Below are 15,822 nucleotides of genomic sequence, written 5' to 3'. Positions count from 1 at the left end.
GGTCGTGACTGGCTATCCTCTCCGGGCCGGCGGCAGCCCGTCCGTCGTGCGCGGAGGGCAAGGGATCAGAAATCCTTGGTCGCGAAAGACGGCGTCCTCGGGATGGCATCCATCAGCACGCGCTCGCCGGCGAGCAGAGTGTCGTGGCGCGGATCGCCGAAGGCGAACGGCTCATGGATGTGCCAGATGGACGCGCCCGTGCACCACGCCGACTGGAACGGCGCCCGCAGGACCGAGCGGTAGAGCAGGGCCTGGACGTCGTGATTCCTCGCTCCGGTCGGCGGTTGGCTGCCCTCCTGCTTGGCGAGGCCGTCGACGTGCGGGCGCACTCCCACCTCGGTGATCAAGAAAGGCAGACGCAAGTGCTCGCAGACGAATTCGAGCTTGCCCAGGTGGTCGTCCGTCCGACCACCGGCGCCTCGCCACCCCGCCACGAGATCGTCGACGCCGATGTTCGGCGCGTCGGGGGTGTACACCTTGTCGGTCAATCGCACCCACGAATTGATACCGAAGACGTCGAGCAACCGTGCCAGATGAGGCGTGTTCGCCGGCACCCAGTGGGTGTACAGCAGGAAGAGCTCGAGAGTCGTGAACGCGGCCGTCAGTTTGAGTCGCGGATACGCGGCTCGCAGTCTGGTGATGAGCGGCACCCACCGGTCGAAGTGGGCGGCGTCCGTCTGGCCGGGCTGCTCGCACGTCAGGGACAGGTACTCGACGTCGTTCTCGGCGCAGAGGCGCGCGAAGTACTGCAACTGCCGGCCCCAGTTCGCGAAGAAGGCATCGATGGAGTCCGGCGCGTAGTTCGCGCGATAGAAGTTGTCCGCCTCGCTCTCCGTCACGATGTGCGGCTTCAGGAGGGTGATGCGCACGCCGCGTTCGCGCGCCAGACGGAACGCCCTCTGGATGCGCGCGTCCGCGACTCGGGTGAAGGTCGTCGAGGTCGCGTCAGGGATGAAGCAGAGGATGACGAGCGTGGCGTTGGCTCCGAGAAGCGCGATGCGGTCGAGCTCCTTCTCGGTCACGGACATCGGGGTGGTGGCATCCAGAGTCAGCGACACGCTGAGGTCGCGCTTGATGGGGGCGACCTCGCCGGCGTACGTGCGTCGATGCCGCGTCGGTCCTTCGTTCACGTCGAGGCGAAAGGCGTAGGGACCCGTGATGGTCGGCCGACCGACCAGCGCTCCACCGGCGATGGCGAGTCCGGTAGGGAGCGCGCCGTCGACGAGGGTCACCGTCGCGTCCTGCGTCGTGGAGATCGAGCGCACCACCCTGTCCCACGCGTGCAGCTCGAGATCTCCGACGCCCGGGCTTCGGCTCGGCGACGGTAAGGGTGTCGGTGCGCGCGTCAGCGTCGGCGCCGCTTCCGGGGCGCCGAGGAGTCCGGATGCCACGACGACGCACCCGATGCCGAAACCGAGCCCGACCGCCCCGAGTGCGCCGGTGAGCACCATTCGCCGGGAAACGTCCATCCTGCACCTCGCCTCGCGTCGCCGTGACGTCGCCGTCGACGCGATTCGGACCCCGCGACCGTCGTTCGATCGGTGAGCGGATGCCCTCGTTTCAGGGTAGAACGCGGATCCGCGGCGCGGGTGAGACCCACCGATTCGGGGGCGTCGCGCTCATTCGTGTCGTTCGAGACACACGAGGTCGGGGCGGTCGTCCCACGACGGAACGACCTCGAATCCGTACCGGCGGTAGAGACGGATGGCCGGCTCGCGCCACGACCAGACGGACAGTCGGACGGGGCGGCCGGCGAGGTTCGTCGCCGCGCTCAGGAGGGCAGCGCCGATCCCGCGACCGCGGACTGTCGGCGTCGTCCAGAAACGTGAGATCTCGGCGGCGTCCCCCGTGTCGCTCACGACCACGAGGCCGCAATCGGCGCCATCGTGGGTTGCGATGAGGACGCGGCGTCCGGCCAGCGCCGCCTCCGGGTCGGCGATCTCGCGGGCGTAGCGGTCGGGAAGAGGAGCGTCGGCGACGACGAGGCCGTGTTCTGCCTTCTCCGCCTCGGTCGTCCGAAGGTACGCGGACAGAAGTGTCGCGACGGTGGCGCGATCGCGGGGGAATTCGGCTACCCGCACGGACGTCATTCCGCCAGCCTAGATCGAGCGGTCGCAGACGAACGGACCCGGGTGCCGAGGGTGTCGGCATCCGGGTCCGTTGGCGGGAGAAGTGATCAGACCGTCGCGAGCGTCGACTGCCAGCCCAGCGCCGGCGCGACGTGCTTTGCGAAGTTCTCGACGAGCCGCAGGTTGAACTCGACCCCCATCTGGCTCGGGATGGTGAGCATCAGGGTGTCCGCGCTCATCACCGCAGCGTCGTTCTGCAGCTGCTCGATGAGGGCGTCGGGCTCGGCGGCGTACGTCTTGCCGAAGGTCGACCGCATCCCGTCGATGACGCCGATCTGGTCGGAGCCGGCGGAACCGCCGAAGTACATCCGGTCCTCGTCGCTCACGATCGGGAAGATGCTGCGGCTCACGGATGTGCGGGGCTCGCCCGCGTGACCGGCGTCCTTCCACGCGTCGCGGAACGCGTCGAGCTGGCGGGCCTGCAGGATATCGAACGGCGTGCCGTCGGCCTCGGTCAGAAGGGTCGAGGACATGAGGTTGACGCCCGTGCGTCCGGCCCACTCGGCGGTCGCCGTCGTGCCGGCGCCCCACCAGATGCGCTTACGCAGCCCGGGGGAGTGGGGTTCGATGCGCTGGAGACCGGTTCCGCCGCCGAACGGGCTCATCGGGTCGCGCTCGGCGAGTCCCTCGCCGTCGATCGCACGCAGGAACAGATCGAAGTGGTCACGGGCGATGTCGGCGCCGCGCGGGTCCTCCGACCCGATGTAGCCGAATGCCTCGTACCCGCGGACGACCGACTCGGGTGATCCGCGGCTCACGCCGAGGGCGAGTCGATTGGCGCTGATCAGGTCGACGGATGCCGCCTCCTCGGCGAGCATCAGCGGGTTCTCGTATCGCATGTCGATGACGCCCGTACCCACCTCGATGCGCGACGTGCGCGCCGCGATCGCCGCGAGCAACGGCATCGGGGCCGCCTGTTGCCGGGCGAAGTGGTGGACGCGGAACGAGATACCGTTCACGCCCAGGTCGTCCATGCCCTGGGCCAGGTCGATGGCCTGCAGCATCGAGTCGCCGGCGGAGAGGTGATGACCACCGCCGAGTGGCCCGTAGTGCCCGAAGGAGAGAGTGCCGAAAGAGCGCATACCGTGTGCAACGCGGCATCCCTTGATCTATTCCCTCGAATGGATGCGCGATGTCAGGGGCTCGAAGGCTCGCGGCCGACGCGGGCCAACGAGCGGTCGAACACCGTGATGACGAGGAACACCGCGGCCACCGCCACCACGAACCAGCCCAGCACGTGCAACCCCGCCGTCGACGCGCGCGCGCCGTACACGTTCCCGTAGACCACCGACGACACGATTGCGCCGAGATAGAAGAACGTGCGCGACAGGCCCGCCGACGACGCGATCCGCGCCGGCTCGGCCTGGTGGTACAGCGAATTCTGGATCGCCAGATTGTTCAGCCCCTGCGGCACTCCGAGCACCAGCATCGTGAGCACGATAAACCACAGCGGCGAGGCATCCGTCATGAAAAGCACCAGGATGCCCGCCACGAGCTGCGCAGCCGAACCCAGCAGCAGTTTCCACACCACCTCGGGGCGTCGACCGAAGGCGAGCGCGAAGACGACACCGGTCGCGAAGACGGGTAGGAGGACGAGTCCGGTCGCGGTCGCGCTCAGACCCCGCCCGTCCTCCAGCCACTGCGTGAAGCCGTAGACGAACGTGTACGACACGGTCGCCGTCAGGAGCGAGCGCATGAAAGTGAGCAGCAGCGGAACGCTTCCCGTCAGCACCCGCACGTCGATGAAAGGGTCGTCCGCGCGGCGCTCCCACCACACGAACGCCGCGCCGGCGGCGACGGCGAGCGCCGGCATCCAGAGCAGCTCGATCCGGATGTTCTGCAGGAACACGAGCAGGCTCAGGAGCGACACCGCGAAGAGCACGATTCCGACCGAATCGATGCGGGGCCGCTCGTGCCGAGCCGGCTCGATGGCGGTGTGCGGTGGGAAGAACAGGGCTCCCAGCAGCAGCGACGCCACGCCCAGGGGGATGTTGACCGCGAAGGTCGCGCGCCACCCCCACGTGCCGATGAGCACGCCGCCGAGCGTGGGGCCGATGACGGCGGTGGTCTGCGTGGCGACCGACAAGACGGTGAGGATGCCGGCGGGCGAGGCGATGCCGGTGCGTTCGGCCTCCGCGCGGATCATGAGCATCGACGCCGGGTACCCGGCGCACGTGCCCAGACCCAGGATGACCCGCGCCGCAACGAGCCACCAGATTCCCTCGGGCGACTCCGGCGCGAGCAGACCGATCACCCCTCCGGCGGACACGAGGACGGCGCCGGTGAGGAACAGCAGCTTCGCACCGAACACGTCGACCAGCCGGCCCACCAGGGGCTGGCCGATCGCGGTCGCGAGGTAGAGGCCCGACACCAACCACACGGTCTCACTCGCCGGTGCGCCGAGCGCAATCCCGATCGGGGTGAGGGCGACGGCGATGATCGCGGTGTTCACCGGGTTGAGGATCGTGCCCACCATCATCGGGGCGAGCAGCCTCCGATCGAACCGGTCGGCGGGGGCGGAGCGACGCACGAGGGAGGTCACGGGAGGATGCGCCCGAGGATCGCGATCGTCGAGGCCACCGTTGTGAGCTCATCCGGGTCGAGTTCGGACAGGGCGTGCTCCAGCCATTCCGCCGCCGCCTCGCGCTGCCCGATGAGCCGCTGCCGGCCCAGGTCGGTGAGGTCGATGATCTGCCGACGGCCGTCCGAGGGGTCGGGCGTGCGCGTCACGAACCCCGCTGCCTCGAGCGCCTCGATCGTCGCTGCCATCGACTGCGGCCGGACCCTCTCCGCGGTCGCGAGGGCGCTCGCCGTCGATACTCCACCCTTTCCCAATCGCGCCAGAGCGGAAGCCTGCGAGGGGGTGAGGTCGTCGTCGGCGCCTGCCTCTCGCATCCGTCGGAGGAGGCGCGCGACGGTCGCCCACAGGTCGACGGCCGTCTGTGCGGGCGTGGGGGGAGCCGGCTTCGGGATCATTTGATCAGTCTGCACTGCACAGTCTTGCCTGCTTATATGCGACCCGACCCGTTGCCCCGGGCGATCGGAACGCCGGGGCCGACACCCCTCCGGTGCCCCGGCTCGTCGTCCAGACCGGCCCCGCACCGTCAAGGCTGTGGGACGATGCAGGGCATGGATGCCGAGGCGCGGAGCGAGCTGGCACGGCTCCGAGCGCGGGCGTACGGCCCGGAAGCCGATCTTGCCGATGACCCCCTGGCCTGGGCGCGATTGCGCGACCTGGAGGAGCTCGAGCGCCGCCGGCGGGCGGACGCGACTTCGCCGATCGTCGTCCAGGGTGCGTCGGCACCCGCCGTCAACGCCGCGACCACCGACGCCGCAGCCACCGACGCGGATACCGCTCCCGTGGCGGACACCGCTTCCGACCTCTCTACCGACGAAGCCGAGGAACGGCCGGAGCGCGGCCCGCTCGTGCGTCGCACCCGCACGCTCTGGTTGTGGGCCGGTTCCCTCGCGGCTGTCGCGGCGCTCAGCAGCGCCGCCTCGATCGCGGCCACGACGTTTGCCCCGGTCCCGCGCACCGCCGGAGTCGCGCAGGTGGACACCCTCCGTCCCGATCCGGCGGTGGACACCTCGGCGCTCGGGACGTGGGGATTCGACTCCGCCGACGTGGCGGGGTACACCGACTTCCACGGCCTGACGGCGTTCGCCGGGTCGACGGCGGTGGACTCGGCCGGCACCCGGGCCGACTGCCTGCTGCTCGTCGACACCGCGATCATCCCCGAGCTCGGCGCGAGCGGCGCGTTCCAGGGCGGTTACCGCAGCGGGGCCTGCGGCGCCGGCGTCTTCCCGGCCACGGTGGAATTCGTCGTCACACCGGAGATGCCGGACGCTTTCCGGGAACGCTTCCCCGTCGGCAGCTCCGTGCAGTTCGTCCGTGACGGCGAGCGGGTGGGGGTGTTCTCGGACGCGGAATGAGGGCATCGGCCGGTCGGCGACGGGCGGGATGAGAGGGTGGACCAGTGACTTCGCTCCTCGACCACGTACCCGCCGGTGCCGATCCGGATGCCGCGTACCTGGGCTTCGTCGAGTGGGCGAGCGGACGCGGCCTCACCCTCTACCCCGCTCAGGACGAGGCGATCATCGAGATCGTGTCGGGGGCGAACGTCATCCTCTCCACCCCGACGGGGACGGGCAAGTCGCTCGTCGCCGTCGCCGCGCACGCGGCATCCCTCGCCCGGGGCGGCCGGAGCTACTACACGGCCCCCATCAAGGCGCTCGTGAGCGAGAAGTTCTTCGCGCTCGTCGAGATCTTCGGCGCCGAGAACGTGGGGATGGTCACCGGTGACTCCTCGGTCAACGCCGACGCCCCGATCATCTGCTGCACCGCGGAGATCCTCGCGAATCTCGCTCTCCGCCAGGGTCCGGATGCCGACGTGGCCCAGGTCGTCATGGACGAGTTCCATTACTATGGCGAACCCGATCGTGGGTGGGCGTGGCAGGTCCCGCTGCTGCTGCTCCCGCGGGCGCAGTTCGTCCTCATGTCCGCGACGCTGGGCGACGTCGCCGCCATCGCCGATGACCTCTCCCGCCGTACCGGGCGACCCACGGCGCGGGTCACGGGCGTCGAACGCCCCGTGCCGTTGCACTTCGAATACGCGCGGACCCCGATCCACGAGACGGTGCAGGAATTGCTCGACACGCGCCAGGCTCCCGTGTACGTCGTGCACTTCTCGCAGGCCGCGGCGATGGAGCGTGCGCAGGCGCTGTCGTCGATCCGCATCATCGGACGCGAGCAGCGCGACGAGATCGCCGAGGCCATCGGCGGCTTCCGCTTCACCACGGGTTTCGGCAAGACGCTCTCGCGCTACGTGCGCGCGGGAATCGGAGTCCACCACGCCGGCATGCTCCCGCGCTACCGTCGGCTCGTCGAGACGCTCGCCCAGCGCGGGCTGCTGCGCGTCATCTGCGGCACCGACACCCTCGGCGTCGGCATCAACGTGCCCATCCGCACCGTGCTCCTCACCGCGCTGACGAAGTACGACGGGCAGCGGATGCGCCAACTCTCGGCGCGCGAATTCCACCAGATCGCGGGGCGCGCCGGCCGCGCCGGCTACGACACGGCCGGAACGGTGGTCGTCATGGCGCCCGATCACGAGATCGAGAACGCCGCGCAGATCGCCAAAGCCGGCGACGACCTCAAGAAGCAGAAGAAGATCGTCCGGAAGAAGGCGCCGCAGGGGTTCGTCAACTGGACGGAGCAGAGCTACGACCGTCTGGTCGCCGCCGAGCCCGAGCCGCTGCAACCGCAGATGAAGCTCACCGCCGCGATGCTGATCAACGTCATCGCGCGCGGCGGCGACGTGTTCGGCAACGTCCGCTCGCTCGTCTTCGACAACCACGAGTCGCGCCCTCGCCAGTTCGAACTCGCCCGTCGCGCCCTGGCGATCTTCCGCACGCTGGTGCAGGCGGGCGTGGTGGAGGTGGACACCTCACGCATTCGGCTCACCGTGGACCTCCAGGCCAACTTCGCGCTCAACCAGCCGCTGTCACCGTTCGCGCTCGCCGCGATAGAGCTGCTCGACCCGGAAGTGGAGCTCGGGCGAGGGCCGGATGCCACGCCAACCGTCGGCGGTGTCGGCACGGGGCACTACGCCCTCGACGTCGTCAGCGTGATCGAGGCGACGCTCGATGACCCGCGGCCGGTGCTGTCGCAGCAGCAGTTCCGTGCGCGTGGCGAGGCGGTGGCCGCGATGAAGCGCGAGGGCATCGAGTACGACGAGCGCATGGAGCTCCTCGAGGAGATCACGTGGCCGAAACCGCTCGACGGGTTGCTGGCGCAGTCCTACGAGGTGTTCGCGTCGAGCCAGCCGTGGATCCGCGACTTCGAGCTCTCGCCGAAATCGGTCGTGCGTGACATGTTCGAGCGGGCGTGCTCGTTCGGCGAGTACGTCTCTCTGTATCAGCTGGCACGCAGCGAAGGCCTCCTCCTGCGCTATCTCAGTGACGCGTACCGCGCGATCCGCCAGACCGTCCCGGTCGACGCGCAGACGCCCGACCTGCTCGATCTGATCGCCTGGCTCGGAGAGCTCGTGCGGCAGGTGGACTCGAGCCTCGTCGACGAATGGGAACAGCTCGTCAACCCCGCGGACGATCCGACCGCGCCCGTCGTGCCGCCGGCCCCGCCCTCGATCCTCACCAACCGGCGCGCGTTCGTCGTCCTCGTGCGCAACGAGATGTTCCGGCGCGTGCAGTTGGCCGCCCTCCAGCGCGACGACGAGCTCGTCGAGCTGGATCCCGACGCCGACTGGTCTGCGGCGCTGGACGCCTACTTCGACGAGCACGACGCGATCGGCACCGGCGGGGCGGCGCGCTCCTCGGCCTACGTTCACATCGACGAGTCCGCCGCGTCGGACGGCTTGTGGCGTGTGGAGCAGACCATCGACGATCCCGCCGGTGATCACGATTGGCGCATCCGTGCCGAGGTCGACCTCGCCGCGTCCGAGGACGAAGGCACCGCCGTCGTGCGCGTCACCGAGGTGGTGCGGCTCTGACCGTTCCTCCCCGGCGGGCGGCGGGGTGAAGTTGTGCACGGCACGCCCGTGAGCGGCTGTCGACGTCGTCGTAGGCGCCTAAAGTCGGTGTCACCACTTCAGCCGAGAGGAGCCGACATGGAGTCCCTTCCGCTCATCGCCACCGCGGTCGGCCTGATGGTGTCGATATCGACCACCGTCCTCGGTGGGACGAAGTGGATGTTGAACCGCGTCGAGCAGCGCTCCGATCAGCGGTTTGCGCAGGTGGATCGACGCTTCGCCGAGGTGGACCAGCGGTTCGCGCAGGTGGATCAGCGGTTCGCGCAGGTGGACCAGCGGTTCGCGCAGGTCGACCTCCGGTTCGCGCAGGTCGAGAGGCGGTTCGCCGAGGTCGACGAACAATTGCGGGCGGTGAGTGCCTCCCTCACGGAGGTGAAGATCTCCGTCGCCCGCCTCGAGGGTCCGCACCCCCCGTTCCTCATCGCGCGCGGCTGATCCGCCGCGGCAACGACGGATGCCGAGGCCCTCGGGCCCCGGCATCCGGTGTGTTTTCCGTGCGTGTCAGCTGCGGGCGACGCGGTTCTCCGCGCTGACCATCCACGACAGCTGCTCGAGGCGCTCGAGGATCGAGTGCAGGATGTCCGCGCTCGTGGGGTCCTCATCGTCGACCTCGTCGTGCACCTCGCGGACGGTGCCGACGACGGCATCGATGCGCTGGGTGATGAGGTCGATCACCTCGGCGGTGTCGATCTCGCCTTGCGGGAACTCCGGGAGGGTCGTGGTCTCGGCGATCGTGTCGCTGCGGCCGTCGGGCAGGGCGTGCAGCGCCCGCATGCGCTCGGCGACGGTGTCGCTGAATTCGCGCGCGGCGTCGATGATCTCGTCGAGCTGCAGGTGGGTGTCGCGGAAGTTCTTGCCGACGACGTTCCAGTGCGCCTGCTTGCCCTGGATCGACAGCTCGATGAGGTCGATCAAAACGGCCTGCAGCGCATCGGTCAGCTTCTCGGAGGCCTGGAAGCCCTTCTCGGCGTTCTGCTCGTCGGTGGTCTCCGGGCCGCTGCCGCCTCGGGCCGGGCGACGGCGGTTCTTGGTGGGTGCGTCCTTCGTGGTGGCGGCCATGCGCATTCCTTTCACTCGCGTTCGATGTCGACGTTAGGTCGGTCGGTCGCGGGTGCAGCGGGGGTTGCGACGGCGTCGGTCGCGGGGTAGCGGCCCCGTCCCGTAGCCGCTCGGCCTCGGATCGACAACCCCGGCCCGCCGTCCTCACGGTCTTCCTAGCGTGGAGACGTGCCCATGACCCCGCTTCCGCCGTCTCGGCCTCTTCGTGACTACGCCGCCATCGGCGACGGTCGCACGGTCGCTCTGATCGGACTCGACGGCTCGGTGGACTGGCTCCCGCTGCCGAACATCCACTCCCGCCCCGTCTTCGCTCGGCTGGTGGACGAGTCGGCGGGCGGCTGCATCGAGCTCGCCCCGGTCGGCGAGTACGAGGTGTCGCGGCGTTACGTCGCGCACACCAACGTGCTCGAGACGACCTTCACGACCCCGACCGGCGTGGCGACGCTGACGGATGCCATGGTCACCGGCATCGCGGGACGTCTGCCGTGGGCCGAACTCGCGCGTCGGGTCGAGGGAGTGAAGGGAGAGGTCGAGTTCGCCTGGTGCGTGCAACCGGGCACGATGCTGCGGTCGGCGGCGCCGTGGACCGAGCGCATCGACGGATTCTCGATCATGCGGATCGGTCACGTTTCGCTCGCGGTGGTCGGTCACGAACACGGCCTGCGCGGCGAGCCGGACGCCGGTGACGAGAGCATCGACGGCCGCTTCACTACCGCGAAGGGATCGCGTCACCTCCTGGTCGTCGCGGCGACGGAGGGGGAGCCGCTGCGCGTGCCCGACGCGAAGAACGTCGATCGCGGCATCGACCGTACGATCGACGGCTGGTCGATGTGGTCGGACGAGTTCTCGTACGACGGGCCGTGGGCCGACGACGTGCAACGCAGCGCCCTGGCTCTCAAGCTCCTCCTCTTCAGCCCCACCGGCGCCATCGCCGCGGCGGCCACCACGTCGCTGCCGGAGAACCCGCGCGGTGGCAAGAACTGGGATTACCGGTTCGCGTGGGTCCGCGACCTGGCGTACACCGCCCACGCCTGGGTGGGTTTCGGGCTTCGCGAGGAGACGCATGCCGCGATCTCGTGGTTGCTGCGCACGATTCGGCGCAACGGTCCCGAGGTGCAGGTCATGTACACCCTCGACGGTGAGGCCGAGATCGGCCTCGAGACGCACGAGGTGCCCGGGTGGAACGGCAATCAGCCGGTGGTCACCGGCAACCCCGCGCAAGGCCAGTTGCAGCTGGGCGTGTACGGCGATCTCATCGCGCTCTGCCGCACGTACGTCGAGGCCGGCAACCGACTCGACACCGAGACCGGACGGCTGCTGGCCGACGTCGCCGACCGCACGTGCGACCTGTGGCGACGCGCCGATTCGGGCATGTGGGAGCTGCCCGAACTCGAGCACTACACGTCGTCGAAGATGGGCTGCTGGAAGGCCCTCGACGACGCGCAGTGGCTCGCCGACGGCGGGCACATCCCCGACAACGGCGATCGCTGGCGCGCTGAGCGCGATCGCATCCACGCCTGGGTCGACGAGCACTGCTGGTCGGACGAGCTCGAGGCGTACACGATCTTCCCCGGCAGCGACGATCTCGACGCGTCGGTGCTGCTGCATGCCCCGACCGGGTTCGACCGGGGCGAGCGCATGTCCAAGACCCTGGATGCCATCACCGAGCGTCTCGGCACCGCGAACCACCTGGTCTACCGGTACACCGGCATGGATCAGGAGGAGCAGACCTTCGTCGCGTGCGCGTTCTGGCGCGCGACGGCGCTCGCCTGCGTCGGTCGTCACGCCGAGGCGATCGAGGCGATGGACGCCCTCGTCGCCCAGGCCAACGACGTCGGCATGTACTCCGAGATGATCGCCGAACAGGATGGCGCCTTCTGGGGCAACCTTCCGCAGGCGCTCAGCCATCTGGCGCTCATCAACGCCGCCCTCGTGATCCGCGACGTGGTCGACGAGGCCGACCTCGACGATCGCTGACCTTCCCCATCCGGGGCGGTTCGCGCCCCGGCATCCCCCTGAAAGGACTCGCCATGACCACCCAGTACACCTTCACCGACCCCGCGAGGCTCTACGCGGACATCGAGCCGTCGAAGCAGCACCAGCCCGAGCCCGGACTGGATGCCGAGCTGACGCCCAAGGCTGCCCTCGGCGAGGACACCTACGTCGGCAGCGGTCGCCTCGAGGGGCGCAAGGCCCTCATCACGGGTGCCGACTCGGGAATCGGCGCCGCCACGGCGATCGCCTTCGCACGCGAGGGCGCCTCCGTGGCGATGTCGTACCTGCCGGAGGAGAAGGAGGATGCCGATCGCATCGCCGGCATCCTGCGTGAGGCCGGCGCCACCGTCGCCCAGATCCCGGGCGACCTGCGCGACCCGGAGTACTGCCGCGCACTGGTGGCGCAGGCCGTCGAGGAGCTCGGTGGCCTCGACATCCTCGTGAACAACGGCGGCAAGCAGCTGTTCAACGAAGACCTGACGACCCTCGACGACGCGCAGTTCGACGACACGTTCAAGACCAACGTCTACGCGATGTTCTGGATCACCAAGGCGGCGCTGCCGCACCTGCCGGCGGGCTCGGCGATCATCAACACGACGTCGATCCAGGCGTACTCGCCGTCGGCGATCCTCGTGGACTATGCCTCGACGAAGGCGACCATCAACGCCTTCACCAAGGCGCTCGGTCAGCAGCTCGCACCGAAGGGCATCCGCGTGAACGCGGTCGCGCCCGGCCCCATCTGGACGCCGCTGCAGGTGTCGGACGGGCAGCCCCAGGAGAAGGTCGCCGAGTTCGGCGAGGAGACGCCCCTCGGACGCATGGGCCAGCCCGCCGAGCTCGCCCCGGCCTACGTCTACCTGGCATCCGCGGAGTCGAGCTACGTCATCGGCGAGACGCTCAACGTCAACGGCGGCATGCCGACCCCGTAAGAACCTGAGCGGGGCGAGCGGGGCGTTCGGCGCCCCGCTCGCCCCTTCGCCTGTCAGGCGAGCGGCTTGCGGTAGAAGATCTCGCCGTCGGCGGTCGTCTCGGTGCGGTGGTATCCCTCGCGCTCGTAGAGACGCTGATTGGCCTCGCTGAGACCGCCCGTGAACAGCTCGGCCTCGGTGGCGCCGTCTCGGCGACCGCGCTCTTCGACCGCCGCGAGAAGCTTCGAGCCGAGGCCGCCGCCCTGCTGATCCGGGGCGATCGCCAGTCGCCCGATGAGCAACAGCTCGCCGTCGCGCCGCGCGCGCACGGCGCCCACGAGCCGGTGCCCGTCGACGGCCACGCAGCCGAGATTCTCGACGAGCTCGGCCTCGAGTTCTTCGAGCGTCTGCGTCAGGGGCGGCATGTCGGGGTCTCCGTAGATGAGTGCCTCACTGGCGAACGCGGCGCGCTGGATGGTCAGAACCTCTCCGGCGTCGTCGGGATGGATGTCACGGATGACGAGCGCGTCGGTCATGCGGGCCTCTCTCTGCGGTGGTGAACTATCGACGGCGGAACAACGTGCCTGCGGGGTCTTCGGGTTTAACTACTATGGCGGTGGCGCAAGTCCAGCGGGAGCGAGGTGCCGCAGGACGATGAGCGAGTACTTCGACAGGCGCATGCGCACGGACGAACCCGCGGAGGCCCTGGCGTGGCTCCGCACCCAGTACGGCCGGGTCGACATCCAGGCCGAGCATGGGTCGATCGCGGAGCACGCCGTCGGCGACGCCGGCTTCGCGCTCCGACGGCTGTTCTGGGGCTGCCGCGCCGAGATCGACTACGGGGCCGATCGCTTCTTCTTCGCCACCTCGACCCCCGGGTTCGCCTGGCGCATCGGCTCCGACGAAGGGGAGTACAGCGTGGAGCCGGGCATCGTGGAGCCGGGCCACGAACTCCTCGGGCGAGCCGACGGTTCCGCGGTGCAGTTGCTCACGTTCGACGTCGGCGCGCTGACGGAGGCGGCCCGCACGATCTACGGCGACGAAACGCTCTCGGTCCGTTTCGAGGGAACTCGCCCCGTTTCCGCGCGCATGCGGGACTACTGGCTCGCGACGGTGCGCTGGTCGCTGACGCAGCTGCCGCTTCTGTCGGAGCCGCTCGTTCGCGCCCAGGTGCATCGGGCGCTCGTATCGGCCACTCTCGAAGCGTTCCCTCTCGCGGGCGATGCGCGCGAGCGCCGTGCCTCGGCACTCGAACAGGCGGCGATCTACGCCACGGCCACGAGCTGGATGGACGACCACGCGTCGCTGCCCGTGACCGCTGACGATGCGGCGCGCGCCGCGGGCACCTCGGCAGCGGGTCTGCGGCGGGCCTTCGCGGCCAACGGGCAACTCGCGCTCACCCCGGAGTGCTACCTCGCGCAGGCCCGGCTGAGCGCTGCCCACGCCGACCTCGTCGCGGCTGATCCGACCTGCTCGACGCTCGCCGAGATCGCCCTGCGCTGGGGCTTCGGGGATCTGCACGGCTTCGTTGCCGCCTACCGGGCCGCCTACGGCGCGGAGCCCGCGTCGACCCTCGAACGCTGACTCACCGATCGCGGTCGGTGTATTCGCCCGGGTTGTCGACGTCTTCGCGCGATTCATCGCCGTCGGGAAGCTGGACATCGGTGTACGCCCCGGCCTCGTCCGCGCGCGGACGCGCTGCCGTCCCATCGGCGCGCTCGTTGTCGATGTACTCGCCGGGAGCATCGAGGTTGCGGCCGGCCTCCTCGCCGTCGGGCAACTCGATCTCGGTGTATTCGCCCTCTTCGGGTCCCGTGCCGTGGCCGGTGGTGTCGCGATCGCCCATGATGCGCCTCTCTCGTGGTGTCGACACCGAGGCTAGACCGAGTCGATCCGTCACCGCGGGTGCTTGACACGCGCGTGCCGTGCGCGTGTCCTCCCTGTCAAGGGCGACGACGGTTTGACGGCGGGGGAGGAGAGTGGACGCATGCCAGCTCTCGCCATCCTCCTCATCGTCATCGGACTCGTCTTCCTGTTCCTCGGCATCTTCGTCGAGGCCGTGAAGTTCCTCCTGTGGATCGGGATCATCATCCTGATCGTCGGCATCATCGCCGCGCTGCTGCGATTCGTTCGCCGCAACACCTGATCGATCGTCTCTTCTCGCCGATTCAGGCCGAGAAGAGGTCGCGGGCCCGGGGCCGGCGCACGGATGCCACGGCATCCAGCGCCGGCCCCAGCTCGTCGTATGCGAACGCGAAACCGGCGTCCGTCAGCACGCGGGGGACGGCCCACCGACTCTTCAGCACCAGTTCGGGCTCATTGCGGAGCACCGCCATGGCGGGATCGAGCAGGAAGCGGAACGCCGGCAGCCCGAACTGCACGCCGGCGACTCGCCGAACCTCGCGCATCAGGGTGCGGTTGTCGCTGACGCCGGGGGCGGCGAGGTTGACAGGACCCTCGAGGTCGTCTCGGTCGCGGAGGAAGCGCACGGATGCCACGACGTCGTCGATGTGGATCCAGCTGAATCTCTGCCGCCCGCTCGTGCGGTGCCACGACGACCGCACCGGACCGGTCGGCCGCGCGCCGATGCCGCGGTACCGGCGGTGCGGGAACCACCAGCTGTCGATCTGCGGGCCGCCGAGTCCGAGCTTCGCCAGGGCGAACAGCATGCGCGTGGCCGGCCCGTCGCCGAGCACGATCGCCATCCGAAGCGCGATGCGGCGGGTGGACGGAAGCTCGCCGTCGAAGAACGCGCGCTCCCAGCTCGTGGCGACGTCGACCGAGAACCCGTCGCCGAGGACGCCGTGGACCTCGTCGTTTCCGCGCTCGGTCTCGTGGCGGTAGATGGTGGCGGTCGAAGCGTTCATCCAGACGCGCGGTGGGCGGGATGCATCCCGGACCGCGGTGTGCAGCGCCCGCGTCGTGTCGACGCGGGAGCGCAGGATCTCGTCGCGGTTCGCGTCCGTGTAGCGGCAGGAGACGATCTTTCCGGCGAGGTTCACGAGCACGTCCGCGCCGTCGACCAGACGGGCGATCCCCGCCGGATCCGCCCACGTTGCGTCACCCGAGCGGCCGATGGCGGCGACGTCGTACCCGTCGGCGCGGAACGCCGCCGTCAGCGCCTGACCGACGAACCCGCTGGCGCCGGCGATCACGGCGCGGGGAGGGCTCGCGGGCGTCATC

The 15,822-nt window shown here is 69.6% G+C and carries 16 protein-coding genes; 7 read left to right on the top strand and 9 right to left on the bottom strand.

From position 1 onward, the window contains the following. Window positions 1-65: 65 nt before the first annotated feature. The 5 genes from AC3WLZ_RS12480 to AC3WLZ_RS12460 all read right to left on the bottom strand — a co-directional run bounded on the left by AC3WLZ_RS12480 (window position 66) and on the right by AC3WLZ_RS12460 (window position 5,105). A complete protein-coding gene (locus tag AC3WLZ_RS12480; protein WP_492470238.1) occupies window positions 66-1,469 on the bottom strand; it encodes a glycoside hydrolase family 113 protein in 1,404 nt (467 codons plus the stop codon). Between the two features lie 150 nt (window positions 1,470-1,619). After that, complete coding sequence (locus AC3WLZ_RS12475; protein ID WP_492470237.1) at window positions 1,620-2,090, bottom strand: GNAT family N-acetyltransferase; 471 nt, start codon at window positions 2,088-2,090, stop codon at window positions 1,620-1,622. Window positions 2,091-2,176: 86 nt separating this feature from the next. After that, on the bottom strand, window positions 2,177-3,211 hold the full coding sequence (locus tag AC3WLZ_RS12470) for an LLM class flavin-dependent oxidoreductase (RefSeq protein ID WP_492470236.1): 1,035 nt from the start codon (window positions 3,209-3,211) through the stop codon (window positions 2,177-2,179). Between the two features lie 53 nt (window positions 3,212-3,264). Next, window positions 3,265-4,671 carry an MFS transporter gene (locus tag AC3WLZ_RS12465; protein ID WP_492470235.1) on the bottom strand — a complete coding sequence of 469 codons (1,407 nt, stop codon included), beginning with the start codon at window positions 4,669-4,671 and terminating at the stop codon, window positions 3,265-3,267. Continuing rightward, on the bottom strand, window positions 4,668-5,105 hold the full coding sequence (locus tag AC3WLZ_RS12460) for a MarR family winged helix-turn-helix transcriptional regulator (protein WP_492470234.1): 438 nt from the start codon (window positions 5,103-5,105) through the stop codon (window positions 4,668-4,670). Before AC3WLZ_RS12460 ends, AC3WLZ_RS12465 begins: the two co-directional genes overlap by 4 nt. Window positions 5,106-5,258: 153 nt before the next feature. Here AC3WLZ_RS12460 and AC3WLZ_RS12455 point away from each other — a divergent pair, with 153 nt between their 5' ends. The 3 genes from AC3WLZ_RS12455 to AC3WLZ_RS12445 all read left to right on the top strand — a co-directional run bounded on the left by AC3WLZ_RS12455 (window position 5,259) and on the right by AC3WLZ_RS12445 (window position 9,112). Continuing rightward, window positions 5,259-6,062, top strand: a complete 804-nt coding sequence (locus tag AC3WLZ_RS12455; protein ID WP_492470233.1) for a hypothetical protein — start codon at window positions 5,259-5,261, stop codon at window positions 6,060-6,062. 44 nt (window positions 6,063-6,106) lie between these two features. Beyond that, on the top strand, window positions 6,107-8,638 hold the full coding sequence (locus AC3WLZ_RS12450) for a DEAD/DEAH box helicase (RefSeq protein ID WP_492470232.1): 2,532 nt from the start codon (window positions 6,107-6,109) through the stop codon (window positions 8,636-8,638). A 117-nt stretch (window positions 8,639-8,755) separates the two neighbouring features. Next, window positions 8,756-9,112 (top strand): response regulator, encoded by a 357-nt coding sequence (locus AC3WLZ_RS12445; protein WP_492470231.1) that lies wholly within the window; start codon window positions 8,756-8,758, stop codon window positions 9,110-9,112. Between the two features lie 66 nt (window positions 9,113-9,178). Here AC3WLZ_RS12445 and AC3WLZ_RS12440 read toward each other — a convergent pair whose 3' ends face one another. After that, window positions 9,179-9,736 carry a Dps family protein gene (locus AC3WLZ_RS12440; protein ID WP_412925241.1) on the bottom strand — a complete coding sequence of 186 codons (558 nt, stop codon included), beginning with the start codon at window positions 9,734-9,736 and terminating at the stop codon, window positions 9,179-9,181. Between the two features lie 174 nt (window positions 9,737-9,910). Here AC3WLZ_RS12440 and AC3WLZ_RS12435 point away from each other — a divergent pair, with 174 nt between their 5' ends. Together AC3WLZ_RS12435 and AC3WLZ_RS12430 are read left to right on the top strand one after the other, a co-directional pair. Further along, a complete protein-coding gene (locus AC3WLZ_RS12435; protein WP_492470986.1) occupies window positions 9,911-11,713 on the top strand; it encodes a glycoside hydrolase family 15 protein in 1,803 nt (600 codons plus the stop codon). 53 nt (window positions 11,714-11,766) lie between these two features. Further along, window positions 11,767-12,660, top strand: a complete 894-nt coding sequence (locus AC3WLZ_RS12430; RefSeq protein ID WP_492470230.1) for an SDR family oxidoreductase — start codon at window positions 11,767-11,769, stop codon at window positions 12,658-12,660. A gap of 53 nt (window positions 12,661-12,713) precedes the next feature. On the opposite strand, the gene AC3WLZ_RS12425 is transcribed toward AC3WLZ_RS12430, so the two are convergent. Continuing rightward, on the bottom strand, window positions 12,714-13,175 hold the full coding sequence (locus AC3WLZ_RS12425; RefSeq protein WP_492470229.1) for a GNAT family N-acetyltransferase: 462 nt from the start codon (window positions 13,173-13,175) through the stop codon (window positions 12,714-12,716). Window positions 13,176-13,293: 118 nt separating this feature from the next. Here AC3WLZ_RS12425 and AC3WLZ_RS12420 point away from each other — a divergent pair, with 118 nt between their 5' ends. Continuing rightward, window positions 13,294-14,223 (top strand): helix-turn-helix domain-containing protein, encoded by a 930-nt coding sequence (locus tag AC3WLZ_RS12420; RefSeq protein ID WP_492470228.1) that lies wholly within the window; start codon window positions 13,294-13,296, stop codon window positions 14,221-14,223. Window position 14,224: 1 nt separating this feature from the next. Here the strand turns inward: AC3WLZ_RS12420 and AC3WLZ_RS12415 are convergent, their stop codons facing one another. Further along, entirely contained in the window at window positions 14,225-14,485 is a 261-nt protein-coding gene (locus tag AC3WLZ_RS12415) for a hypothetical protein (protein ID WP_492470227.1), read from the bottom strand. 141 nt (window positions 14,486-14,626) lie between these two features. On the opposite strand from AC3WLZ_RS12415, the gene AC3WLZ_RS12410 reads away from it, so the two are divergent. Then, on the top strand, window positions 14,627-14,785 hold the full coding sequence (locus tag AC3WLZ_RS12410; protein ID WP_412925236.1) for a hypothetical protein: 159 nt from the start codon (window positions 14,627-14,629) through the stop codon (window positions 14,783-14,785). A gap of 22 nt (window positions 14,786-14,807) precedes the next feature. Here AC3WLZ_RS12410 and AC3WLZ_RS12405 read toward each other — a convergent pair whose 3' ends face one another. Then, window positions 14,808-15,821, bottom strand: coding sequence for an epimerase (locus AC3WLZ_RS12405; protein ID WP_492470226.1), 1,014 nt, complete (start codon window positions 15,819-15,821; stop codon window positions 14,808-14,810). Between the last annotated feature and the right edge of the window lies 1 nt (window position 15,822).

It is taken from the genome of Microbacterium sp. FW305-3-2-15-F-LB2 (genome assembly GCF_058787255.1).
The sequence above is the reverse complement of the archived record's forward strand: the minus strand, read 5'-3'. Positions and strand labels throughout refer to the sequence as shown.